This window comes from Pseudogemmobacter lacusdianii (assembly GCF_030848395.1).
Taxonomy (GTDB): Bacteria; Pseudomonadota; Alphaproteobacteria; order Rhodobacterales; family Rhodobacteraceae; genus Pseudogemmobacter; species Pseudogemmobacter lacusdianii.
Map to the genome: position 1 here is coordinate 30,792 of NZ_JAVDBT010000006.1, position 24,413 is coordinate 55,204.

Sequence of the window (24,413 nt, forward strand, 5' to 3'; positions counted from 1 at the left end):
ATCACCTGCGCGCATGCAAAAGGCCCCGGTTTACACCGGGGCCCCTTTGATATCTGGCGCTGGGTGCCGCCCGAAGCCTAGGCCTCGGGTCGCGGCGATTAATTCTTCAGATAGCTTTCCATCGTATCTTCCAGCGCATCCTTCCACGGCGTGTGATGCACTGGCGCCATCGTCCCGGTGATGACCGAGCGGTAAGCATTGTCGCGGAAGGTCATGATATTGGCCTTCTTATGGTCCTTCCATTCGAAGAAGGCCTCGCAAGCGCCATCGACGTCGAAGGACGGGTAGTCGGTCTCGGCGATCAGCTCTTTGACGTATTCGCCTTGGTAGTGGATCGCATCATGGGCATCGGCCCCGGCATCCTCGGCGGCGACGCGGTCGACCACGTCTTTCTCAAGCACCGCCTTATCGGCGGGAATGCTCAGCCGGCCCATGATCGCATCGCGCACCCACCACGCTTGGGCGTCGAACATGTTGAAGGTGAACCACTGGTCTTGCATGCCAAGGAAGAAGATCTTGGGGTTATGCACATAGGCGACACCCTTATAGAGGTCTGCCGTCGCCAGCCGGTTCTTGGTCTTCAGCCGCAAGTCATCGGGCAGGAAGGGGAAGTGGTGCTTGTAGCCGGTGCACAGAATGATCGCATCGACCTTCTTAGAAGAGCCATCCGCAAAATAGGCGGTGTTCTCATCCACCCGCACAAGCTGTTGAACCTCTTGCCAATTGTCCGGCCATTTGAAGCCCATCGGCGCCGAGCGGTAGCAAGTGGTGATCGATTTGGCGCCGTATTTCCAGCATTGCGAGCCGATATCCTCGGCCGAGTAGGACGCGCCCAGGAGCAAGAGATCCTTGCCGGCAAATTCGCGCGCATCGCGGAAGTCATGCGCATGCAGCACGCGGCCGTTGAAGCGGTCAAAACCCGGATATTCCGGCACATTCGGCACCGAGAAATGGCCCGAGGCGACGATGACATTGTCGAAATCCTCGGAATACATCCGGTCATTCTTCAGATCATGCGCCGTGATGGTGAAATTGCCGCGATCTTCGTTATAGGTGACCATGCGGATCGTGGTCGAAAAACGGATCAGATCGCGCACCCCGGCCTTTTTCACCCGGCCTTCGATATAATCAAAAAGCACAGCGCGCGGCGGGTAGCTGGCGATTTGCTTGCCGAAATGCTCTTCAAAGGAATAGTCGGCGAATTCCAAACCCTCTTTCGGGCCGTTCGACCACAGATAGCGATACATCGAGCAATGCACCGGCTCACCATGCTCATCCAAGCCGGTGCGCCATGTGTAGTTCCAAAGCCCGCCCCAGTTCGACTGCTTCTCGAAACAAACGATCTCGGGGATGTCGGCTCCTTTGGCCTTGGCCGATTGGAACGCGCGCAATTGCGCAAGGCCCGAGGGTCCGGCCCCGATGATCGCCACTCGCTTGGTCATAAATTCCTCCGCATCCTGTCGTACTGACTGGCAATCCATAACTGTTGCCTTGGGCGAGAGCGTAAGAGACGGCTTGCGCCTCTGTCAAATATTCTTCCTGTAAGGAAACGTCATTCCCCAGACATTCCGCAGCCGCCCCGCAGATGCAGGTGTGGTTGGGCAAAGATCCGCTGAATAGGAAAAAGCTGCGGCCCCGGTTTCAGGGGGCTTTGCTGGAAAAGAACGCGTGGAGCGCTGGCGTGGTGGGTCCAGTTGCGACGTTTACCAATGTGGCGGGCGAACATTGGCGGCAGGAGCTTCGGCGGCGATCGCCTCTTCCTCGGCCGCGCGCTCCATCAAGAGCCGAACCCGGCGCTCCAGCACCTCAATCTCGCGCGCTTGGCGGGCTGCAACGTCAGAAAGATCCTCGACCGCCCGCATCAAATGCGCCATCCGCTCTTCCAGCGCCTCGATCCGTTCCATAGTTTTCGCCTCTGACTTGCCCGCAGGTGGCCCATCCGCTACAGGAAAGGCCGTTCGATGCAAGGCTTCTCCCCATGTCTGATGGTAAAATCCGCCGCCCGCGCGCTGAAACCCCCAAAGGGTTCCGCGACTATTTTGGCCCCGAGGTGACCGAGCGCAAGGCGATGCTCGATCGCATTGCCGAGGTTTACCATCGTTATGGCTTCGATCCGCTGGAGACGAGCGCGGTGGAAACGGTTGAAGCTTTGGGCAAATTCTTGCCCGATGTGGACCGCCCCAACGAAGGCGTTTTCGCTTGGCAAGATGAAGATCAGGATTGGATGGCTTTGCGCTATGACCTGACCGCGCCCTTGGCGCGGGTCGCGGCACAATATCGCAACGACTTGCCCTCGCCCTATCGCCGCTATGCAATGGGCCCCGTGTGGCGCAATGAAAAGCCCGGCCCCGGTCGCTTCCGTCAGTTCTATCAATGCGACGCGGATACGGTCGGTTCGGCTTCGGTTGCGGCAGATGCCGAGATCTGCGCGATGCTGTCGGATGTGTTCGAGACTTTGGGCCTTGGCGGCGACTATGTCGTGAAGATCAACAACCGCAAAGTGCTGAACGGGGTGATGGAAGTCGCCGGTTTGGCGGGTGACGACAAAGCCGAAGAGCGCGGCATCGTTTTGCGGGCGATCGACAAGATTGACCGGCTGGGAGAGACCGGCGTGCGGGCTTTGCTTGGCGCGGGCCGCAAGGACGAGTCGGGCGATTTCACCAAAGGCGCTGGTCTGACCGATGAGCAGGCCGAGGTGGTGATGGGCTTCACCTCCGCCCGCCGCGACACCGGGGCCGAGACCTGCGCACGGTTGCGCGAGTTGGTCGGGTCTTCCGCCGTCGGTGCCGAGGGTGTGGCCGAGTTGGAGACGATGGCGCGGCTTTTGGAAGCGCAGGGCTATGGCTCGGACCGGATCATCTTGGATCCGGGTGTCGTGCGCGGTCTTGGCTATTACACCGGCCCCGTGTTTGAAGCCGAGCTGACCTTTGAAATCTTGGACGAAAAAGGCCGCAAGCGGCAGTTTGGCTCCGTCGCGGGCGGCGGGCGTTATGACGGTTTGGTCAAGCGCTTCACCGGCCAAGACGTGCCAGCGACCGGCGTTTCCATTGGTGTGGACCGGCTCCTGGCGGCTTTGCGCGCCAAGGGCCGCGTCGATGCCGACACCACCGGCCCGGTGGTCGTGACCGTGATGGACCGCGACCGGATGGCCGATTACATGGCGATGGTGGGCGAGCTGCGTCAGGCTGGCATCCGCGCCGAGGCCTATCTTGGCAATCCGAAGAACTTCGGCAACCAATTGAAATACGCCGATAAACGCAACTCTCCCGTGGCGGTGATCCAAGGTGGCAATGAAGCGGAAGCTGGCAAGGTGATCCTCAAAGATCTCATCCTTGGCGCGAAAATCGCCGAGAATGCCACGCTTGAGGAATGGAAAGATCGCCCGGCCCAGATCGAGGTGCCGCGGGCGGATTTGGTTGCGGCTGTACGCAAGATGTTGGGGCAATGACCGCGAAATCCATCATCCGGGCCGAGGCCGAGCAGCTGCATGCCGCCCTTCTGGCCGCTGGCGCCTCGGCGATTGAGGCCGATATCCTGCTGCCTGCCGGCACTTTGCTGGACCTTTACGGCGAGGATATCCGCGCCCGCGCCTATGTCACTGCCGACCCGTTGAACGGCGAGATGATGCTGCGCCCGGATTTCACCGTACCGGTGGTGCAAGCGCATATGTCGGGCGGCGCCGACCCCGCGCGCTATGCCTATATGGGCGAGGTTTTCCGTCGCCAAGAGCATCTCGACGGTCGCGCCCGCGAATATATGCAGGTCGGCTATGAGGTCTTTGACCGCGATGCCTCCAAGGCGGATGCCGAGGTTTTTGCCTTGTTTGACAAGCTCTTGGCCGGGTTGAACCTGCGCCCTGAGACCGGCGATATCGGCATTTTGATGGCCGCTGTGCGCGGCCTTAGCACCACCGAGCGGCGCAAAGCCGCCTTGCTGCGCCACATCTGGCGGCCGCAACGCTTCCGCGCCTTGCTTGACCGTTTTGCCGGGCGCGCCCCGATTTCGGCCACCCACTCGGGCCTTTTGCAGCGCCTTGCGGCGGGTGATCCTTTGGATCTGGTGCAAGCCGCTGGCCCGCTGGTCGGTCTGCGCAGTGCCGAGGATATCGCCGCCCGCGCCGAGGCGCTCTTGGAGGATGCCAAAACCCCAGCGATCGCCGCGCCCGAAGCGGCTCTGCTCTACGATCTTCTAAGCTTGGAAGCCCCGGCCCGCGCTGCTTTAGAGCATCTGCGTGGCATCGCCCCAATGCTGCCCGCCATTCTACCCGCGGTCGAGGCCTTCGCGGCCCGGCTCGATGCTTTGGCCAGCCGCGGCATCGACGTGACCCGCCTGCCCTTCGCGGCCAGTCACGGGCGCAGCACCTTGGAATACTACGACGGCTTTGTCTTTACATTCCAAGGCCCTGCAGGGCTGCCCGCCATTGCCAGCGGCGGCCGCTACGACGCGCTGACGGCGGTCTTGGGCGCCGGCAAGTCGATCCCGGCTGTGGGCGGCATCATCCGCCCCGGCCTTGTCGCGCGGTTGCGGGGGGCTTTGTGATGCTGAAGATCGGTGTGCCCTCTAAGGGCCGGTTGATGGAAAAGACCTTCGACTGGTTTGGCCAGCGCGGCGTGACGATGTCGCGCACTGGCAACGAGCGCGAGTATTCCGGTGCCGTCGACGGCGTCGAAGGCGTTGAATTGGTTCTGCTTTCTGCGGGAGAGATCCCGCGAGAGCTGGCCGCAGGGCGGATCCATCTGGGCGTCACCGGCTCGGACCTGGTGCGCGACAAGCTGGCCGATTGGTCGGCGCAGGTCGTCGATTGGGCGGCGATGGGCTTTGGCCATGCCGATCTGATCATCGCGGTGCCCTCGGCTTGGATCGATGTCGAAACCTTGGACGATCTTGACGCAGCCGCGGCGGCTTTCCGGGCACGCCACGGCCACCGGCTGCGGATTGCCACCAAATATCACCGGCTGGTGCGCGAGTTTCTAACCGCGAATGGCGTTGCCGATTACGCGCTGGTCGACAGTCAGGGCGCGACCGAGGGCACGGTGAAGAACCTAACGGCTGAGGCGATCGCCGATATCACCTCGACCGGCGAGACGCTGCGGGCGAACCACCTGAAGATCCTGTCGGACGGGTTGGTGCACCAAAGCCAAGCGACGTTGTTCTTGTCGCAGACAGCTGTTTGGTCGGCAGCCGAGCAGGCGGTCTTGGCGCGTTTGGCGGGACTTATGGGGCTGACGGCGCCCGCGCTTTAAGCGCTGACTTTGCACTTATGCCCGTAAAATCAATACTTTGCAGCGCCTACCAGCGCTGCAAGGCTGCCTCATCACTGTCTTTTGCAGCCACCCATTCCGCGCCGTCCGCGCCGATTTCTTTCTTCCAGAACGGCGCGCGGGATTTCAGGTAATCCATCAAATATTCGGCCGCGGCAAAGGCATCGGCCCGATGCGGCGCGGCGGTGGCGACCATCATGATCATCTCGCCGGGGACAAGCCGGCCATGGCGGTGGATCACCAGCACATCGCTGAGCGACCAGCGCGCCTGCGCCTCGGTGGCGATGGAGGTCAGCGCCTTTTCGGTCATCCCGGGGTAATGTTCGATGTCCATCGCGGCGAGGCGTTGATTGGTGTCGCGCACAATGCCGGTGAAGGTGACGATGGCCCCGGCCCCAGATGCGGCGGATGCGAAGGCTTCGGTCTCGGCGCCCAGTTCGAAGGGCTGAGACTGTACCGCGATGCGCATCTTAGCCGCCGGTCATCGGCGGGAAGAAGGCCACTTCCCGCACCCCGGCCAAAGGTGCATCGAAGCTGGAAAGCTCTTGATCCAGCGCCACGCGCAAGGCCGCAAGGTCCGCAAAGGCCAAAGCGTAACGCTCTTCCCGTGCAACCAGCTCTGCCACAAGCTCGGCCACAGTGGTGGCAGAGCTTTGCAATGTTTCGCGCGGCAATCCGATCCGCTCACGCACCCAAGCGAAGTAAAGCACCGTAATCACTTGGCTTCATCCCGCAGGAAGGGGAGTGATTTGCGGAAGTAATCCCAGCCGGTGATGGCCGTCAGCAAGGCCGCAATCCAAAGAAGCGCGATCCCGCCCAAAGTTGCGAAAGAGGCGCAATCGCGGCTGCCGCAGCCCAAGATCGGACGAGCCGTGCCGGCGGCGACCGCTTCGGCATATTGATCGGGCGTCATATTGTTCATCGCCGCGACGTTCATCACCTCAAGCCCCGTGCCGAGGAAAAGTACCGCGATTGCAACCATTTGCGCGGTGGTTTTCCATTTTGCCAGCTTGGTCACTTTCAGCAAGCTGGCTTTAGCGCCGAGAAACTCTCTGAGGCCCGAAACGAAGACTTCGCGGAAAAAGATCACCGTGGCGGGCAGGATGAGCCAAGGATTCATCCCGCTGTAGCCGGTGATCACCATGATCGCGATCAGCACCATTGCCTTATCGGCAATCGGGTCGAGCATGGCGCCGAACTTGGATTCTTGCTTCCACAAACGGGCGAGGTAGCCGTCAAACCAATCGGTGATTGCCGCACCGACAAAAAGCGCCAAGGCGAACCAATCAGCCATCGGCCGGTGGAAATAGAGGAACATGATGGCGACGCCCGGGGCGGCCAACAATCGCAAAATCGTCAGTGTATTCGGGATCGTCCACTTCATAGGGCATTGGTAGCCCAGCCCCCCGAGCTTTGGAAGGGCCAAAGCTGAACAGGCGAAGGCGCGACGACAGCGCTGATGCTGCGGGCCTCAAAGCTATGTGAGCACAGCCTAAACCCCGCATTATTCAGCAGCGACTGCGACCAAAGGGCGCTGCAACATCGACAGTTGAGCGTGGATCGCCGAGGTGAGGTCATTCAGCTCTTTCAGACTGACCGAGATCTGGCCCTGGACCTTATCGATCTGGTCGATCGTCGCCGACATCGAGGATTCAGACATAAGGTCGCGTCGGCTTTCGACGCGGCCCAGAATGCGAATCGTATCGAGGCCCAGCACCATGCGGCGCACATCATTGGCGGCATCGGTGAGATCAAGCGCGATCCGGCCCGCTTGTATCAAAGCGTCCTGCGCCTGCCGCCCACAGCTTTGCGCCACATCATGCAAGATCCGCGATTCGTTGCGGCGCTCGGCCTCATTCAGCGCTTCATCCTCATTATTGCCGCGGGCAACAACCTCGGCCTGCAAGCGGGCGCAATGGGTGAGCACCAGGCTGCGACGCACCCCCGCCGCCATCCGCAACGAGAGATTCGCCTCACCCGAGACGAAGCTGGAAAGCCGGCCTGCAATTTCATCCGATGCGGTTTTGTAATTCATCGAAATCTGGCTGATCGGACCGCCTTGCGGTTCAAGCCGGGCGGCGATGAGCCGCATGTTCACCGGCAAAAGCATCAACGCTTGGAACTGTGCGACCAGCCGCGTTTGCACTTTTTGCGCGTCGACCAAAAGCGAGACCAACTTGGAAAGATAATCCCCATCTGCATCGTCCAGCCGTCCAAGCGCTTGATTGCGCGCGCGAATCTCGTCGGCAATCGCTTGCGCCATGAAGCTGTGGTAGCTGTCGAAGCCCAATTCGGCCAAGCGGGCCAGAAGGATTTCGGCCGATTGGGCAGGCGTCAACTCTTCCGCAAGCTCGCGCCGGCGCAGGGCGGCGTATTCGTCGCGCACGGCCGAGAACAAAGGCGAAGAGGCGCGGATGCGGATTGAGAAATAGCCGCCATCACAGACAATCGCGCAGGCCAAAATCCAATAGTAACTGCCGTCTTTGCTACGGTTTTTCACATAGCCCACCGCAGGTTCGCCGGATTTCAACAGCGACCAGAACTGGTGGAAGAAGCCCCGCGGCATATCAGGGTGGCGGATGATATTATGCGGCGCGCCGCGCAGTTCGGGCAGGTCATAGCCCGCCAACTGGCGAAACAAGGTATTGGCCGAGAGCATCAGGCTGCTCGGGTCCGTGCGGGAGTAAATCAGCCCATCCGCAGGCACGGTCAATTCGCGCCCCGAACCGGGGCTGATCTCTGTGGCGGCTCTTTGCATGGTTCCCCTCTGGCCAAACTGCCACCAGTAAGAACCCCAGAAGTTCACAAAGCGTTAGCGCCGCCCGGTTCTGCGCAAAATTTTGCACCTCCTCGCGCGCGCGGGCGGGTGCCTTAATCGCGGTGGAAGAAATTATAGACGGTCTCGGCCATCGCCGCCGAAATCCCGTCCACCGCCAACAGATCCGGCAAAGCCGCGCGGCTGACCGCCTTGGCCGAGCCGAAATGCGCCAAAAGCGCGCGTTTGCGGGTGGCGCCGACGCCGGGGATCTCATCCAGCGGGGTCACGCCCACGGCTTTGGCGCGTTTGGCGCGGTGGGCGCCGTTGGCCCAGCGGTGCGCCTCATCGCGCAGGCGCTGGATGAAATAGAGAACGGGATCATTGCGTTGCAAGGCGAAGGGCCGCATGCCGGGACGGTGGAATTCCTCCTTGCCGGCATCGCGATCGATACCCTTGGCCACACCGATCACCGGGATATCCTCAAGCCCCGCCTCGGCCATGATGCTGGCCACAGCCGAGACCTGCCCGGCGCCACCGTCGATCAACAGAAGGTCCGGCCAGCTGTCAGTTTTGCGGTCCGGATCTTCCTTTTGCAGCCGATCAAAGCGACGGCCCAGCACCTCTTTCATCATGCCGAAATCGTCGGAATTGGCCCCCGCAGCCGAGCGGATGTTAAACTTGCGGTATTGCGATTTGATGAAGCCTTCAGGGCCCGCAACCACCATACCACCCACGGCATCCGCGCCTTGGATATGGGCGTTATCATAGATTTCAATGCGTTGCGGCGGGCCGTCGAGGTCGAAAGCCTCGGCCAATCCGTTCAGAAGTTTGTTCTGCGTGGCACTTTCCGCCATGCGACGGGCAAGGCTTTCGCGGGCGTTGCGGGCGGCGTTCTCCACCAGTTCAGCCTTTTCACCGCGTTGCGGCACGTTCAGTTCGACCTTACGACCCGCCCGATCTGACAGCGCCTGCGCCACCAGATCGGGGTTCTCGACCGCATGTGACAGCAGGATCAGCTTCGGCGGATCCTTATCGTCGTAGAACTGCGTCAGGAAAGCTTCAAGGATTTCAGGCTCTTCCGCGCCCGAGCCCGTGCGGGGGTAGAAATCCCGATTGCCCCAAGATTGGTTGGCACGGATGAAGAAAACCTGAACGCAGGCCTGACCATGCTCAAGATGCAAGGCGACAACATCCGCCTCGGCCACGCCGCGTGGGTTGATGCCTTGCGCGGTCTGCACCGCCGTCAGCGCCTTGATCCGGTCGCGCAAAGCGGCGGCGCGCTCGAATTCCATCGCTTCCGAGGCTTCGGCCATAGATTTCGCCAAATCGGCCTGCACAGAAGTGGTTTTGCCCGACAAGAACCGCTCGGCATCGGCCACCAGCTCGGCATAGCCAACTTCCGAGATCTTGCCGACGCAAGGGGCCGCACAGCGCTTGATTTGATATTGCAGGCAGGGGCGCGTCCGCCCCTCAAACATGGAATCGCTGCAATTGCGCAGCAAGAATACCTTTTGCAACTGGTTGAGCGTGCGGTTCACCGCGCCTGCGCTGGCGAAGGGACCGAAATAACTGCCCTTTTCGGTCTTGGCACCACGGTGCTTTTTCAGCTGCGGGAAGCTGTGGCTTTTGCCGATCAGGATGTTCGGAAAGGACTTATCGTCCCGCATCAAGACGTTATAGCGCGGCTTCAGCTGCTTGATCAGGTTCTGCTCCAAGAGCAGCGCCTCGACCTCGGTCCGGGTGGTCAGGAACATCATGCTGGCCGTCTCGGAGATCATCCGGGCGATCCGCGCCGAATGCCCCATCGGGCGAGCGTAATTCGACACACGCGCGCGTAGGTTGCGCGCCTTGCCGACATAGAGCACCTCGGAGGCGGCGTTCAGCATCCGGTAAACGCCGGGCGAGGCGTCCAACGTACGCAGGTGATCCTGGATCACCTCATATCCGGTGCGAGGCTTGTCGGTCATGGTCAATTATCTATTTCACATACCGCGATTCTGCCGGGGTGCCTGCAATGAACCACGCGTTAGGGCAAGAGGAAAGCTTTCCACCGTTTCTGTGGATAAGCTTGCGGAGAAGTTTTGCCAGATGCCGAAATCTCGTTGTTTTCAGCGGCGTTCACCCACCTGCTTAATTTTTAGGCAGATGTATAAACTGCTGAAAACGAACATAAGATTCTTTCGGGCCGCGCAAAGCTCTGAGAAATCAGGCCTTTTGTAACGAAAGGGTGAAGCGAAGGTTAAAAGTGGACAAGTCAGCGGCGAGACAGCGCGAAGGGCCGTGTTTGCGCGCCAAAACCGGCCCTTCGCGCGGGTTTCGGCGCGCTTTCACGCAGCAGCGTCTTATTCAACCCCCAGCACGTCCGGCGTCTTCCAACCCAAGTGCTGACCGCCATCCACAGCCACCATCTGGCCAGTGACCGAGGGGCTGTCGAGGAAAAAGCCAAGCGCCGCAACGATCTCATCGGGGTTGGCGCCGCGTTGCAGCACCGTATGCGCGCGCTGGCGGGTGAAATGGCTGTCGCTTTGCCGCGCGCCTTGCAGCGTGGGGCCGGGGCCGATGCCGTTAACCCTGATATCGGGGGCGAGCCCTTGCGCTGCGGTTTGGGTCAGCGCCCAAAGCCCCATCTTTGCAATGCTATAGGTGGAAAACTCGGGCGTGAGCTTCCAGACCCTTTGGTCGAGCATATTCACCACAAGCCCCGAGGCGACCGGCTGGCCGTCAGCCCCGGTCTTCGCCTTAGGACATTGTTTAGCAAATTGTTGGATCAACACATAAGGCGCGCGGAGGTTGGATTCGATATGCCGGTCCCAATTGCGCCGGGTCGAGGTGTCGATCCGGTCATATTCGAAGATCGAGGCGTTGTTGATCAGCACGGTCAGCGGGCCAAGCGCCTCATGCGCGCGCGGGATCAGGGTCTCGACCTGCGCCTCATCCAGAAGGTCGGCTTGCAGGGTGACGGCGCGGCGGCCAAGGGCGCGGATTTCCTCGGCCAAGCTTTCCGCCTCATCGGCAGAACTGGCATAATGGATCGCGACATCATGGCCGCGCTGCGCGAGATAAAAGGCCATGGCCCGGCCAAGGCGGCGACCAGCGCCGGTGACAAGCGCGCTCATGCTTTCCCCTTGCAATTACAGGTTTTTCCGATCTGCGGACGCCCGCAATCCGGGCAATATTTGCCCCTGCGCCGGGTCAGTTTGGCGGCGGCATTTGGGAACAACAGCTTGCCCACCATGCCCAGCAAGACCATGGCGAGCAGGAAGAGAAGGATGACTTTGACCAGCATCTTAAAGCCCGTATTGCGCCCAAAGCGCGCGATCCTCGACCGCGCCAAGGGTGCTGTCCATCAGCGAGACGCCAAAGCGTTGCAGGAATCCGCGTTTGGGACCAAAGGTTTGCAGACGAATTTTCGCGCCGTAAAGCTCGGTCAGTTTTGGCTTCAGATGGCCGATGCCATCGGTCACGCCCAAGAAGGCCGCCTCATCCCCCAGCCAGATATCGGCGTTGTAGAAGTCATGCCCCGGAGCAAGCTTACTGGCGCGGCGGGACTGCACATGATCGATGAAAATCTGGTGCATCGGCGTCAAAAGCGCATGGATCCGGGCGCGGTCTTCCTCGGTTTGCGGGCGGAAGGGATCTGCGAAACTCTTTGATCTTCCAGCCGTTTCCACCCGCCGCTCGATGCCGTGGCGGGCAAGGAAATCGGGGAAACCAAAGCCTGCGTGGATGACACCGATGGAGCCGAGGATCGAGGCGCGGTCGGACCAGATGTCGTCGGCGGCGGTGGCGAGCCAATAGCCCCCGGAGGCGGCGATGTCTTCGACGAAGGCGTGGACGGGGATCTTGGTCTCATCGGCCAAACGCCGGATGCGGCTGGCGATCAGGCTGGATTGCACCGGCGAGCCGCCGGGCGAGTTGATCGCAAGCGCCACTGCTACAGGCTTAGAACGAAAGGCTTTTTCGATCTGCGGTGCCAAAGCTGCATCGTTAAGACTGCGGGCAGAAGTGCCGATCGTGCCAGACAACCGGATCACGGCGATGCGGGGCGGGCGTTTGAGAAAGCGGCGGAGTGTTTTCATGCCTCCAGAGGTAGGCGCTGCGCCCCCAAAGGACAAGCGAAACGGCGGCAAAAGCGGGTCTGTTTCACATATGGCTTAGGTATGGCCGACGTATGGTTTGCGTCTGGCACCCCGTCAGCCCCTACGGCCCCTTGCTCCCCCTGCCCGCTCAGGGCAGTTTGGGCCCTATGATCGACAAATTGGAAATGTTCATCGCCCTCGCCCGCGAGCGCCATTTTGGCCGGGCTGCGGAAAGCTGCGGCGTCACGCAACCCTCGCTCTCCAGCGCCATCCGGCAGCTGGAGGATCAGCTGGGCGTGCAGCTGGTGTTCCGTGGCAGCCGCTTTCAAGGCCTGACGCCGGAGGGCCAGCGGGTGCTGGACCGCAGCCAGAAGATCGTCGCCGACACACGGGCCTTGCGCGATGAGATGCGCTCGGTTCGGGCCGGACTTTCGGGCAATCTGCGGTTGGGCGTGATCCCGACCGCGCTGCCGATGGTGGCCGAACTGACCGCGCCTTTCACCGCGCGGCATCCGAATGTGAAGGTCACGGTGCTCTCGCGCACCAGTGCCGAGATCTTGGCACAGATTGAATCGCTCGAGCTCGACGCCGGGATCACCTATCTCGACAATGAACCCTTGGGCCGGGTGTTTCAGGTGCCGCTTTACCCCGAATTCTATCGCTACCTTTGCGCCCCCGGCACCGCCTTGGCCGACCGCGCCCATGTGACTTGGGCCGAGGCGGCCGAGCAGCCCTTGTGCCTTTTGACCGCCGATATGCAAAACCGGCGGATCATGAACCAGCATCTGGGCGAGGCGGGCGCGCAGGCGGCTCCGCAGATTGAATCAAATTCATCAATCGCGCTGATTTCGCATGTGATGACCGGGCATTGGGCCTCGATCGTGCCGATGCGTCTGGCGCGGCTTTTTGCCGAAACCGGCCGCTTGGTGGCGGTGCCGATTGTCGATCCTGAGGCGGAGCATGTCGTGGGGCTGATTGCAGCACGGCGCGAGCCGCAAACCCCCGTTCTTGCAGCCCTAATCGAGCAAGCACAGCGCGGGGCGAGAAACTTCACCTGAACAGGGTTGATAGCCAACGCCTATCGTTTAACGGCATATTGGAATTGAATTGGCTATCAAAGGCGCGCATGCTTCGCACCAGCTAGCTGAAGGCCGCCCGCATGCTCGATTCCATCGACCTAGAGACCCGTATTCGTGAGATCCTTGACGCCCATCGCGGGCAAGAAGGCTCACTCCTGCCCATTTTGCATGATGTCCAAGAGGCTTACGGCTATGTGCCGGAAGCGGCCTTGCCGATCATCGCTGCCGATTTGCAGATCACCAAGGCCGAAGCGCATGGTGTGATGACCTTCTACCACGATTTCCGTGAGAAGCCGGCGGGCCGTAAGGTCTTGAAATTGTGCCGTGCTGAATCCTGCAAATCGATGGGCGCCGATGCTTTGGCGGCCGAGGTTCAGGCCAAGCTGGGTCTGGATTGGCATGAGACCTCTGCCGATGGCGCGGTCACTTTGGAGCCGATTTTCTGCCTTGGCCTTTGCGCCTGCGGTCCTGCGGCCATGGTCGATGGCAAGCTGGTCGGTCGGGCGACGGCTGAAGCTCTGGTTGCGAAGGTGAAGGCATGAAGATCTGGCTCCCTCTTGATTCCGCCGCTGTTGCGCTGGGTGCTGACGAGATTGCGACCGCGCTGGTGGCTGAAGCTGCGCGCCGTGGTGTGACGCTGGATCTGGTGCGCAATGGCAGCCGGGGCATGATCTGGCTGGAACCTTTGGCCGAGGTTGAAGTGAATGGCGTGCGCCATGGCTTTGGCGCGATGACTTTGGACGATGTGGCGGGGCTGTTCGGCGATCTGGCCGCGCATCCCAAAGCGCTGGGTCCGGTGGATGAGCTGCCTTGGATGAAGGCGCAGACCCGTCTGACCTTTGCGCGTTGCGGCGTGATCGATCCCTTGTCGATTGCCGATTACCGCGCACATGGCGGTTTTGAAGGGCTTGAGCGCGCCAAGACCATGTCGAAGCCCGAGTTGGTGGCGGAAGTCACCGACTCCGGTCTGCGCGGTCGTGGTGGTGCGGGCTTCCCGACCGGGATCAAATGGAAGACCGTCTCGGAAGCGCCGGGCGAGAAGAAATACATCGTCTGCAATGCGGACGAGGGCGACTCGGCGACTTTTGCTGACCGGATGATCATGGAAGGCGACCCCTTCGTGCTGATCGAAGGCATGGCGATTGCAGGCCTCGCCTGTGGTGCGACCCAAGGCTACGTCTATATCCGCAGCGAATATCCCATTGCGATCAAGGTGATGCGCAAGGCGGTTGAGATTGCGCGCTCGGTCGGCGTTTTGGGTTCGCAGTTCGACATGGAGATCCGGGTCGGTGCCGGGGCCTATGTTTGCGGCGAGGAAACCTCGCTTCTGAACTCGCTTGAGGGCAAGCGCGGCGTGGTGCGGGCGAAACCGCCTTTGCCCGCGTTGCAGGGCTTCATGGGCCGCCCGACCGTGGTCAATAACGTGATCTCGCTGGCCTCGGTGCCGGTGATTTTGGCCAAGGGTGCGGCCTTCTACAAAGGCTTTGGCCTTGGCCGGTCGCGCGGCACGATCCCGTTGCAGATTGCGGGCAACGTGAAGCATGGCGGTTTGTATGAGATCGCTTTCGGTCTGACCCTGGGCGAGATCGTTGACGGGATCGCGGGTGGCACGGCCTCGGGGCGGCCCGTCAAAGCGGTGCAGGTGGGCGGGCCTTTGGGCGCTTACTTCCCGCGCGCGCTGTTCGACACGCCCTTTGGCTATGAAGAATTCGCGGGCAAGGATGGTCTGATCGGCCACGCCGGTCTGACGATCTTTGACGACACCGCCGACATGCTGGGCATGGCGCGCTTCGCGATGGAATTCTGCGCCATCGAATCCTGCGGCAAATGCACGCCTTGCCGGATCGGCTCGACCCGTGGGGTGGAGACTTTGGACCGGCTGGCGCAGGGCGATGCCTCGGCGATGCCGGTGCTGACCGATCTGTGCAACACGATGAAACTGGGCTCGCTTTGCGCTTTGGGTGGCTTCACGCCCTATCCGGTGATGTCGGCCGTGACGCATTTCCCCGATGATTTCGCCCGGGCCAAGGAGGCGGCGGAATGATCTTGTCGCTGCATTTGAGCAAGACCGCGACTATGCGTGAGGCCCTGCGGGGCCTGCGCTTGACTGATGAAGCCAAGGGGCAAGCCGTGCTTGCCCACCAGCCCGCCGCGCAGAAAGGTGCCCAGAGATGAAAGATTTTATCATCCCCGACCGCGATTTCGGCACCCCTGCCGCGAAATCGAAGGCCATGGTCACCCTGACCATCGACGGCTTTGACGTGACGGTGCCGGAAGGCACCTCGATCATGCGGGCAGCGGCAGAGCTGGGGATCTCGGTCCCGAAGCTTTGCGCAACGGATTCGGTTGATGCTTTCGGCTCTTGCCGGTTGTGCTTGGTCGAGATTGAGGGCCGCAATGGCACTCCGGCCTCCTGCACCACGCCGGTGGCACCGGGGATCAAGGTCCAGACCCAGACCGGCAAGCTGAAGACGCTCCGTAAGGGCGTGATGGAGCTTTACATCTCGGACCACCCGCTGGACTGCCTGACCTGCGGCGCCAATGGCGATTGCGAGTTGCAGGATATGGCCGGGGCCGTGGGCCTGCGCGATGTGCGGTATGAAGCGCCGAAGGGTGGCGAGTTGGCCAACCACTTCCTCGCCCGCAACACCAGCGGCGAGAAGAACCCCGAATGGCTGCCGAAAGACCTGTCGAACCCCTATTTCGCCTATGAGCCGTCGAAATGCATCGTCTGTTCGCGCTGCGTGCGGGCCTGTGAGGAGGTGCAGGGCACTTTCGCGCTGACGATCTCGGGCCGTGGCTTTGAGAGCCGGGTCCATGCCGGCGGCAAGAACGACAGCTTCCTGACCTCGGATTGTGTGTCTTGTGGCGCTTGCGTGCAGGCCTGCCCGACCGGCACTTTGACCGAGAAATCGGTGCTGGATATCGGCACGCCGGACCGCGCTGTGGTCACCACCTGCGCCTATTGCGGCGTGGGTTGCCAGTTCAAGGCCGAGATGCGCGGTGATGAGCTGGTGCGGATGGTGCCTTACAAGCACGGCAAGGCCAACCGGGGTCACTCCTGCGTTAAGGGCCGCTTCGCTTACGGCTATACCACGCACAAAGACCGTATCCTGAAGCCGATGATCCGCGAGTCGATCAACGACCCGTGGCAAGAGGTGGAATGGGCGGAGGCGATGGAATTCGCCGCCAACCGGATGAAGGGCATCCAAGAGAAATACGGCCGTCAGTCGGTTGGGGTGATCACCTCCTCGCGTTGCACCAACGAGGAAACCTACCTCGTGCAAAAGCTGACGCGCGGTGTGTTCATGAACAACAACACCGACACCTGCGCCCGCGTTTGCCACTCGCCCACCGGTTACGGTCTGGGCCAGACCTTCGGCACCTCGGCTGGCACGCAAGACTTTGACTCGGTGGAAGAAGCCGATGTCATCATGGTGATCGGCGCCAACCCGCATTCGGGCCACCCGGTCTTTGCCAGCCGCATGAAGAAACGTCTGCGTCAGGGTGCCAAGCTGATCGTCGTCGATCCGCGCCGCACCGAGACGGTGGAGGGCCCGCATTACAAGGCCGCGCAGCACCTGAACCTGACCCCCGGCACCAACGTCGCCGTGGTCACGGCTCTGGCGCATGTGATCGTGACCGAGAAGCTCTACAATGAAGAGTTCATCCGCACCCGTTGCGACTGGGATGAATTCCTTGATTACGCAGAGTTCGTCTCGAATGAGAAATACTCGCCCGAGGCCACCATGCTGGTCACCGGCGTGATGCCCGATGCTCTGCGCGACGCGGCCCGGATCTATGCCACCGGCGGCAATGCGGCGATCTACTATGGTCTGGGCGTGACCGAGCACAGCCAAGGCTCGACCACCGTGATCGGGATTGCCAACTTGGCGATGCTGACCGGCAACGTCGGTCGTCGCGGCGTGGGTGTGAACCCGCTGCGCGGTCAGAACAACGTGCAAGGTTCGTGCGACATGGGCTCGTTCCCGCATGAGCTGCCGGGTTATCGCCATGTGAAGAACCCGGAAGTCCGCGCGATCTATGAAAACCTCTGGGGCGTGAAGATCGACCCAGAGCCCGGCCTGCGCATCCCGAACATGCTGGATGCGGCGGTTGAGGGCACTTTCAAGGGCCTTTACTGCCAAGGCGAAGACATCCTGCAATCGGACCCCGACACCAAGCATGTGGCGGCGGGTCTGGCGGCGATGGAATGCGTGATCGTTCACGACCTTTTCCTGAACGAGACCGCAAACTACGCGCATGTCTTCTTCCCCGGCTCGTCCTTCCTTGAGAAGGACGGCACCTTCACCAACGCCGAGCGCCGCATCAATATGGTGCGCAAGGTGATGGCTCCGAAGCAGGGCTATGCCGATTGGGAAGTCACCCAGATGTTCGCCCAAGCCATGGGTGCCAACTGGAACTACACCCATCCGAGCCAAATCATGGAAGAAATCGCCATGACCACGCCGAGCTTTGCCGGTGTGAGCTATGAGAAGATCGAGACCTTGGGCTCGGTGCAATGGCCGGTGAACGATAAGGCGCCGGAAGGCACGCCTTTGATGCATGTGGACGGTTTCGTGCGCGGCAAAGGCAAGCTGATCCGCACCGAATATGTCGCGACCGATGAGAAGACCGGCCCGCGCTTCCCGCTTTTGCTGACCACAGGCCGCATCCTGTCGCAGTATAACGTGGGCGCGCAGACGCGGCGCACCGAGAACGTGGTTTGGCATGACCAAGACGTGCTGGAAGTGAACCCGCATGACGCCGAAAATCGCGGTATTCGCGATGGCGACTGGGTGCGTCTGGCCAGCCGTGCCGGTGAGACGACCCTGCGGGTCACGATCACCGACAAAGTCTCGCCCGGGGTGGTTTATACGACCTTCCACCACCCGGACACGCAAGCCAACGTTATCACCACCGATTTCAGCGATTGGGCGACCAATTGCCCGGAATATAAGGTGACGGCGGTGCAGGTCTCGCCCTCGAACGGGCCCTCGGAATGGCAAGAAGAGTATAATGCTCAGGCGGCCAATTCGCGGCGGATCTTGGCGGCGGAATAAGCGATGATCGGCGCACGGCCCATTCCTCGGCTGGCATTCGGCCCTGCCCCCTTGGCGGGTGAGCGCATGCTGTCTGAAGAGCGGGCCGTGGCCTTGTCTTTCAACGGCTCAACCCAAGCGGTGATGATGGCGACGCCGGCGGATCTGGTTGATTTCGCTTATGGTTTCGCTTTGACCGAAGGCATTGCGGTGCCGACTGAGGTTGAGTCGGTTGAGGTGGTCGAGACCGAGGGCGGCATTGATGTGCAATGCTGGCTGGTGCCAGAGGCCGAGGCGCGCTTGGCCGCGCGGCGGCGGACGATGGCGGGGCCGGTGGGTTGCGGGCTTTGCGGCATTGATTCCATTGCCGAAGCGGTGCGCGAACCTGAGCCGGTGCCGCATGGCGGTTTGCGGATGACGCCAAGCCAAGTGATGGCCGCGATTGCCGCTTTGCCGCAGTTTCAGCCTTTGCATGATGTCACCCGTTCGGCCCATTGCGCGGGCTTTTGGACCGGCGGCGCTTTGGCGGTGACGCGTGAGGACGTGGGCCGCCACAACGCCTTGGACAAGCTGGCTGGTTGGGCTTTGCGTTCCGGCGCGGATTGCGCCCAAGGCGCGGTGGTGCTGACCTCGCGCGTCTCGATCGACCTTGTGCAAAAGGTCGCAGCTTTGCGCTGCGGCATCGTGATTGCCGTCTCGGCCCCCACGGCGGATGCTGTGGCTTTGGCCGAGCGCGCCGGCATCACCCTGATCGCTTTGGCCCGCCCCGATAGGTTCGAGGCCTTTACCCATACCGATAGAATTGTGACGGAGCCCGCCCATGTCGGCCACCCCCGCTGAGAAAATCATCCGCATGGCGAACCAGATTTCGCAGTTCATGGAGTCAAAGCCGCATCAAGAGGGGCTGACGCTTTTGGCCGCGCATATCAATGACTTCTGGGAGCCGCGCATGCGCACGCATCTCTTTGCGGTGCTGGATAATGGTGGCGCGGGTCTGCGCCCCTTGGTGGTGGAAGCCGCCAGCCTGATCCGCCGCCCGGTTGCGGCCTGATCAAAGCGCAGCGGCGGTCAGGATGTGACCGCTTGCGAGGCCCCAGCGGCCCTTGATCGCATCGCCTTTCCGAAAGGGGGCGATGTTTTCGTTGAAGCTTGCCGTGAAGGCCTCGCCCGTCACGGTGATCTTTAGGCTCTCGAAACCGAAAAGCTGGCCGGAATGGCTGTATTGCGCTTTGTAGGCCGCCTCTTTGGCGCAGAAGATCAGCTTGGCAGCAAGGCCCGGATCGGGTTGGTCATAGGCCCAAAGCTGCTCACTTTCACTAAGGATCGAAGGCCAGAGGTCGCGCTCTAAACCTTCGGCTTCCTCCAGATCCAAGCCGATCCCCGCCCCATGCCGCACCGCAGCAAGACAAGCGCTGCGGCTGTGGGTGATCGTGCCGGAGATCCCCAAAGGCCAAAGCGGCGAGCGGTCTGCATGGGCCGGAATGGCGCGGCCCGGCAGGCCCAAATGCTGCAAAGCTTGCCGCGCAGCATGGCGCCCGGCGGAAAACTCGGCGCGCCTTGCTGGCGTTGCTTGCGGCAATGTCTCGCCCGGCAAGAGCGGGTAATGCTGGCGCGGATCGGCGCAGGCCAGCGCCACACCACCCAGCAAAAGCCTTTGCGCGAGGGATAGAAGCTCAGCGTTTTCAGACATCTACACCACGCCGCGCCAAGCGCATCGCGCGGCGCCGCTCCATCGCATCGGCCAAGGTTTCGCCCTGCGGCTGGGGTGGGGTTGCTGCAAAGACTTGCGGCTGCACAGTCGTAATTGGTGCGGCTTTCGGTCCTTCGATATGCGCCGCCAGCTGTTCGAGCACCGGGAAGCGGAAGATGTCGGTGATCGAAACCTTCGCCCCTGCAAGGCTTTCACGGATTTCACGATGCGCCTGCACGGCCAAAAGCGAATGGCCGCCAAGGGCAAAGAAATTATCTTTGGCCCCGACCTTCGCCACCCCCAAAACCCGCGCCCAGATCGCGGCCAAATCCTCGGCCACCGAGGATTTCGGCGCCTCAAAGCCTTGCGCCGCCGGGGCCCGGGCGGCATGCGGCGCGGGCAAGGCTTTGCGGTCCACCTTGCGGTTCGGCGTCAGCGGCATCGCGGCAAGGGTGACGAAATGCTGCGGAATCATATGCTCAGGCAGCGCGGATTTCAGCGCTTGGCGTAGTGCAGGATCTGCCGCATGACCGGTCAGATAGGCCACCAAGCGCAGATCACCCGGCGTGTCTTCCCTAGCGATAACAATGGCTTGGGTCACACCCGGCTGCTGTTCCAGCACGGCCTCGATCTCACCCAACTCGATCCGATAGCCGCGCAGCTTGACCTGATGATCGGCGCGGCCAAGGAAATCAAGCTTGCCATCCGCCCGCCGCCGCACGAGATCACCCGTGCCGTAAATCCGGCCCTCGGCGAAGGGATTGGGGCGGTAACGGTCGGCGGTCAGCTCCGGCCGCTGCCAATAGCCGCGCGTCACGCCCTCACCGCCAATCCAAAGCTCTCCCTCGGCGCCCGAAGGCACCGGCGCGCCCTGCGGGTCGAGCACATAGAGCTGCTGATTGGCGAGAGGGAGGCCGATATTGGTCACCGGCTCGGTCTCGGTCACCTCTTCGACCGAGGACCAAATCGTGGTTTCAGTGGGCCCATACATGTTGAAAAGCTTTTTCACACCTGCCCGGCGCAGGTCTTCCACCAGCCCACCCGAAAGCGCCTCACCGCCCACCAACATGGCCTGAAGATTGGACAAAGCGCTGCGGCTGTCGGCATTCATCGCCAGCATCCGCGCCATGGAAGGCGTGCATTGCAGATGGCTGACGGAGTGGCGCGTGATCTGCGCGGCGATCGAGAAATCGTCGGCGGCGAGCCCACCCTGATTGGCGCGGCGCACCACCTCGGCCAAGGCGGGCAGGCTTTGCATCACCGCTTCGGGCGCGATGCCGAAATCGATCAGGCAGGCGACTTCAGCCACACCAATGCGCTTCAGCTCTTCCACCCGCGCCAGCGCCTCTTCGACCGTGCCGAAGAGGCCCGAATCGTCGAAATAGCGCTGGAAGGCGAAGTCGAGAATCGCCGCATTCTCTTCATCCGAGAGCGCCGCAAGGTCGATATCCATCGGATTTGATGCATTTTGCGGCTTTTTGAACGCCGGGAAGGCCCAAGCGTATTGCTTGACCAAAGCGGCGGCGCTGGCGAGATAGGCTTTCATCGGCGCTTCCGCCAATTGCCGCACCGCAGCGCGGCTTTCACCAATGCAGCTGTGCAGCATCAAAGTGACCTTGTGGCGCGCCGGATCATGCCCGGCGGCGCGCAAAGCCTCATGGTAAAGCGTGACCTTTTGTCCAACCTCTTCAACGCTTTGACCCAAAAGATGCGTCAGCACATTGGCGCCCAAAGCGCCCGCTTCCTTCCAAGTCTCGGGGTTGCCAGCGGTGGTGACCCAAATATCCAACTCGGCGGAAACCGGGCGCGGCTGGGTCTTTACGGTGAAAAGGCTGCCATCGGCTTTGGGGAAATCCACCCCCTCCCCGCGCCAGAGACGCCGGACCTGATCGGCGGCGGCATACATCGCGGATTTGTTCTGCGGCGGGGCATTTTCGGGCCGCAACACAAAGTCATCGGGGTGCCAGCCCGAGGCGATGGCGATGCCGGACCGGCCATTCGTTAAGTTATCAATGACCGCCCATTCCTCGGCAATCCGCGCCGGATGGTGCAGCGGCACGACGCAAGATCCGGCCCGAATGGCAAGGTTTTTGGTCACTGCCGCCACCGCAGCCCCGGTCACGGAAGGGTTGGGATAGGGGCCACCAAAGGCGTGGAAATGCCGCTCGGGCGTCCAAAGCGCGGTGAAGCCATTGCGGTCGGCGAACTTGGCGCCTTCGAGCAAAAGCTCATATTTCTTGGGGCCTTGGCCATCGTCATTGCCCCAGTAATAGAGGGAGAACTCCATGCCTTGGGCGGAGGTGATCGGGCCAGAGGAGACTAGGCTTCGGGTCTCATCCGAGGCGATGACGACCTTGAACCCCCGCGCAAGAGTCCAGAACAACTCAAGCACCGAGATGTCGAAGGAGAGCGAGGTGACGGCGAGCCAAGTGCCGGGTTCCGTGCCGACGCGATCGTCGATTCCGGTGAAGAAATTAACCACGTTGCGGTGTTCGATCTGCACGCCTTTGGGCCGCCCGGTCGAACCGCTGGTGTAGATCATATAGGCGAGGTCTTGCGGCTGCACCGTGGTTTGCGGGTTGGTCTCGGGCAGCGCGGAGAGGTCATCATCCAGCGCCAAAAGCTGGACATTGCGGGGCAGTTGTGGGGCGAGGTCGCTTTGGGTGACAATCACCGGGCAGGCGGAATCCTCGGCAAAAAGCGCAATGCGATCAGAGGGATAGGCGGGATCCATCGGGACATAGGCGCCGCCTGCCTTCAGGATCGCCAAGGCGCCTGCCACCAGATCAAAGCCGCGCCGGGCGCAAAGGCCGACCAAAGTGCCGGGCGTCACGCCCATCGCGACCAGCCGATGCGCGGCGCGGTTGGCACGGGCGTTGAGCGCGGCATAGCTGAGGCTTTGGTCCTCAAACACCAGCGCCGGGGCGTCGGGGGTGCGGGCGACCTGCGCCTCAAAGGCTGTGTGCAGCATCAGGCTGCGGTCATGGTCGCGCGGGGTTGGGTTCCAGCGGGTCACGGCCTCGTTCAGCTCGGCCTCGGTCAGGGGCGAGAGGGTTGAGAGCTGGGTTTCAGGCGTGGCGGCGGCGATCTGGCTGGCGATGTGGTCGAGGCGGGCGGCAAGAGCGCGGGCCTCGGCCTCAGGCAGGCGGGTCGCGTCGAAATGCAGCTTGCCGGGGGCAAGGGTCAGCGCGGTTCCGGGGATAAAGCCTTGATCGGAAAGGCCGATTGGCGGGGTTTGCAGTCCCTGCAGGGCGGGGTCGCGGGTGAGGAGGTCCAAGGCCCAGCCTCGAGGTTTCGTCGCAAGGGCGGCGGTGAGCGTTGCAAGCGCGGGGCCGATCGCCTCGGCCCGCAAGGTCAGCGGCGTCCAATCCGCAAGATAGCCCGGCAGCGGCTGTGCGGCGCGGGCGATGTCTCCAGAGACCTGCCGCGAGACCCGCAGCATCGCCAAGGCGAGATGCGGCAGAGCGCCCGTGAGCGGCAGGCTTTGCCAATCGGCGGGCTGCGTCGGGCTGGTCGCCGCGAACGGCAGCGGGTCAAGCGTGGCAAGGGCGTGGCGCTGCGCGCCGTCTTGCGGGGCTTGGGCGCGGTGGGCGGCGGTGAGGGCGGCCCGCGTTTCGGCATCCAAAGCTGAAAGTTGGCGGGTGGTGACAGTAGTGGGGCAGATCGCGCCGCCAAGGCTTTGGCAGCTGAGGCCGCTCAGCCGCACCGCACCGCTGCCGCAGGCCACCTCAAGGCCTTCCGCACTGGCGGAAAGCACGGCCCCCGGCGCGCCCTGCCCCAGTGCCTCGGTGGCGCTGCCAACGTTCAGGACACGGGTGCCGGTGTCGATCTTTGCCGTGGTCAAAGGGTTCCAATAGCGGCCGTGATCCAGCGCGCGCACCAGCCGGACGACCGAGGCTGAACTTTGGGTAAAGTCAATCTGGCCAAAGGCTTCTGGGCGGTCGGCCCTGCGGTGCAACTGGCGCAGGCCGGGGGATTGTGCGCGTGGCGTCAGCCCGTTTTCCAGCTGTGTGAGCACCGCCGGAAAGCTCTCCAACCCCGCCTCGAAGCAGCGGGTGTTGAGGGTCAGCGCCGTCTCGCCCTCGGCGATGGCGAAGCGGCGCTCCTCAAGAATGCGGCCCTGATCGACGCCGTCTTCGATCAGATGCCAGGTGATGCCATGCTCCGCCTCAGCCGCCAGAAGCGCCCAGACCGGGGCGTTAAGGCCAGCGTGGCGCGGCAGCGGGCCGTCGTGGAAATTGACCGCGCCTTTGCTCGCGCGGGCCAAAACCGCAGGCGGCAGAACGGTGAGATTGGCGATTGAGAGCAGCCAATCGGCCTGCGGCAGGCGGCTGGCGAGATCGGGGCCGGGGGCCTCAACCGCCACGCCCTGCGCCGCAGCCCAAGCGCGGATATCGGGGGCATCGCTGACGACAGCCGCGATGCGGTGGCCGCGCGCCAAAAGCTGCGCGCCGCATGCGCGGGTCAGGGTTTCATTGCCGATCAGCAGGGCCGAAAAGCTCAT

General features: G+C 62.2%; 21 protein-coding genes. 10 read left to right on the forward strand and 11 right to left on the reverse strand.

The annotated features are described in order from the left end of the window. Window positions 1–98 precede the first annotated feature (98 nt). The gene (locus tag Q9295_RS07465) at window positions 99–1,442 is read right to left on the reverse strand and encodes a trimethylamine monooxygenase (protein WP_306679908.1); all 1,344 of its coding nucleotides are present in this window, start codon (window positions 1,440–1,442) and stop codon (window positions 99–101) included. A 261-nt stretch (window positions 1,443–1,703) separates the two neighbouring features. Beyond that, window positions 1,704–1,904: a SlyX family protein gene (locus Q9295_RS07470; RefSeq protein ID WP_306679909.1), complete on the reverse strand. Its 201-nt coding sequence runs from the start codon at window positions 1,902–1,904 to the stop codon at window positions 1,704–1,706. A 74-nt stretch (window positions 1,905–1,978) separates the two neighbouring features. On the opposite strand from Q9295_RS07470, the gene hisS reads away from it, so the two are divergent. From hisS to hisG, 3 genes are read left to right on the forward strand one after another with little or no spacing between them, the layout of a single operon-like run. Continuing rightward, window positions 1,979–3,448, forward strand: coding sequence for a histidine--tRNA ligase (gene hisS, locus Q9295_RS07475; protein ID WP_306679910.1), 1,470 nt, complete (start codon window positions 1,979–1,981; stop codon window positions 3,446–3,448). Next, window positions 3,445–4,539 (forward strand): ATP phosphoribosyltransferase regulatory subunit, encoded by a 1,095-nt coding sequence (locus tag Q9295_RS07480; protein WP_306679911.1) that lies wholly within the window; start codon window positions 3,445–3,447, stop codon window positions 4,537–4,539. The genes hisS and Q9295_RS07480 overlap by 4 nt, the downstream gene beginning before the upstream one ends. Beyond that, window positions 4,536–5,243, forward strand: a complete 708-nt coding sequence (gene hisG, locus Q9295_RS07485; RefSeq protein ID WP_306679912.1) for an ATP phosphoribosyltransferase — start codon at window positions 4,536–4,538, stop codon at window positions 5,241–5,243. Before Q9295_RS07480 ends, hisG begins: the two co-directional genes overlap by 4 nt. Before the next feature lie 46 nt (window positions 5,244–5,289). Here hisG and Q9295_RS07490 read toward each other — a convergent pair whose 3' ends face one another. From Q9295_RS07490 to Q9295_RS07520, 7 genes are all read right to left on the reverse strand, one after another. Continuing rightward, complete coding sequence (locus Q9295_RS07490; RefSeq protein WP_306679913.1) at window positions 5,290–5,730, reverse strand: molybdenum cofactor biosynthesis protein MoaE; 441 nt, start codon at window positions 5,728–5,730, stop codon at window positions 5,290–5,292. A 1-nt stretch (window position 5,731) separates the two neighbouring features. Next, entirely contained in the window at window positions 5,732–5,977 is a 246-nt protein-coding gene (gene moaD, locus Q9295_RS07495; protein WP_306680091.1) for a molybdopterin converting factor subunit 1, read from the reverse strand. Next, on the reverse strand, window positions 5,977–6,645 hold the full coding sequence (pgsA, locus tag Q9295_RS07500) for a CDP-diacylglycerol--glycerol-3-phosphate 3-phosphatidyltransferase (RefSeq protein ID WP_306679914.1): 669 nt from the start codon (window positions 6,643–6,645) through the stop codon (window positions 5,977–5,979). Before pgsA ends, moaD begins: the two co-directional genes overlap by 1 nt. Before the next feature lie 120 nt (window positions 6,646–6,765). Beyond that, window positions 6,766–8,019 carry a PAS domain-containing protein gene (locus tag Q9295_RS07505; protein WP_306679915.1) on the reverse strand — a complete coding sequence of 418 codons (1,254 nt, stop codon included), beginning with the start codon at window positions 8,017–8,019 and terminating at the stop codon, window positions 6,766–6,768. A 113-nt stretch (window positions 8,020–8,132) separates the two neighbouring features. Beyond that, window positions 8,133–9,986, reverse strand: coding sequence for an excinuclease ABC subunit UvrC (gene uvrC / locus Q9295_RS07510; RefSeq protein ID WP_306679916.1), 1,854 nt, complete (start codon window positions 9,984–9,986; stop codon window positions 8,133–8,135). A 375-nt stretch (window positions 9,987–10,361) separates the two neighbouring features. Beyond that, window positions 10,362–11,135, reverse strand: coding sequence for an SDR family oxidoreductase (locus tag Q9295_RS07515; RefSeq protein WP_306679917.1), 774 nt, complete (start codon window positions 11,133–11,135; stop codon window positions 10,362–10,364). Between the two features lie 171 nt (window positions 11,136–11,306). Next, the gene (locus tag Q9295_RS07520) at window positions 11,307–12,098 is read right to left on the reverse strand and encodes a S49 family peptidase (protein ID WP_306679918.1); all 792 of its coding nucleotides are present in this window, start codon (window positions 12,096–12,098) and stop codon (window positions 11,307–11,309) included. Between the two features lie 167 nt (window positions 12,099–12,265). On the opposite strand from Q9295_RS07520, the gene Q9295_RS07525 reads away from it, so the two are divergent. From Q9295_RS07525 to Q9295_RS07555, 7 genes are all read left to right on the forward strand, one after another. Next, window positions 12,266–13,156: a LysR family transcriptional regulator gene (locus tag Q9295_RS07525; protein WP_306679919.1), complete on the forward strand. Its 891-nt coding sequence runs from the start codon at window positions 12,266–12,268 to the stop codon at window positions 13,154–13,156. Between the two features lie 101 nt (window positions 13,157–13,257). Beyond that, window positions 13,258–13,719 carry a formate dehydrogenase subunit gamma gene (locus Q9295_RS07530; protein ID WP_306679920.1) on the forward strand — a complete coding sequence of 154 codons (462 nt, stop codon included), beginning with the start codon at window positions 13,258–13,260 and terminating at the stop codon, window positions 13,717–13,719. After that, window positions 13,716–15,221, forward strand: coding sequence for a formate dehydrogenase beta subunit (locus tag Q9295_RS07535; RefSeq protein ID WP_306679921.1), 1,506 nt, complete (start codon window positions 13,716–13,718; stop codon window positions 15,219–15,221). Before Q9295_RS07530 ends, Q9295_RS07535 begins: the two co-directional genes overlap by 4 nt. Continuing rightward, complete coding sequence (locus tag Q9295_RS07540) at window positions 15,218–15,352, forward strand: hypothetical protein (protein ID WP_306679922.1); 135 nt, start codon at window positions 15,218–15,220, stop codon at window positions 15,350–15,352. Before Q9295_RS07535 ends, Q9295_RS07540 begins: the two co-directional genes overlap by 4 nt. Next, window positions 15,349–18,240 (forward strand): formate dehydrogenase subunit alpha, encoded by a 2,892-nt coding sequence (gene fdhF / locus Q9295_RS07545; RefSeq protein ID WP_306679923.1) that lies wholly within the window; start codon window positions 15,349–15,351, stop codon window positions 18,238–18,240. The genes Q9295_RS07540 and fdhF overlap by 4 nt, the downstream gene beginning before the upstream one ends. 3 nt (window positions 18,241–18,243) lie before the next feature. Then, entirely contained in the window at window positions 18,244–19,059 is an 816-nt protein-coding gene (gene fdhD / locus Q9295_RS07550) for a formate dehydrogenase accessory sulfurtransferase FdhD (protein ID WP_306679924.1), read from the forward strand. Beyond that, on the forward strand, window positions 19,040–19,270 hold the full coding sequence (locus Q9295_RS07555; protein ID WP_306679925.1) for a formate dehydrogenase subunit delta: 231 nt from the start codon (window positions 19,040–19,042) through the stop codon (window positions 19,268–19,270). Before fdhD ends, Q9295_RS07555 begins: the two co-directional genes overlap by 20 nt. Here Q9295_RS07555 and Q9295_RS07560 read toward each other — a convergent pair whose 3' ends face one another. After that, complete coding sequence (locus Q9295_RS07560; RefSeq protein ID WP_306679926.1) at window positions 19,271–19,909, reverse strand: 4'-phosphopantetheinyl transferase family protein; 639 nt, start codon at window positions 19,907–19,909, stop codon at window positions 19,271–19,273. Beyond that, entirely contained in the window at window positions 19,902–24,413 is a 4,512-nt protein-coding gene (locus tag Q9295_RS07565) for a MupA/Atu3671 family FMN-dependent luciferase-like monooxygenase (protein ID WP_306679927.1), read from the reverse strand. The genes Q9295_RS07560 and Q9295_RS07565 overlap by 8 nt, the downstream gene beginning before the upstream one ends.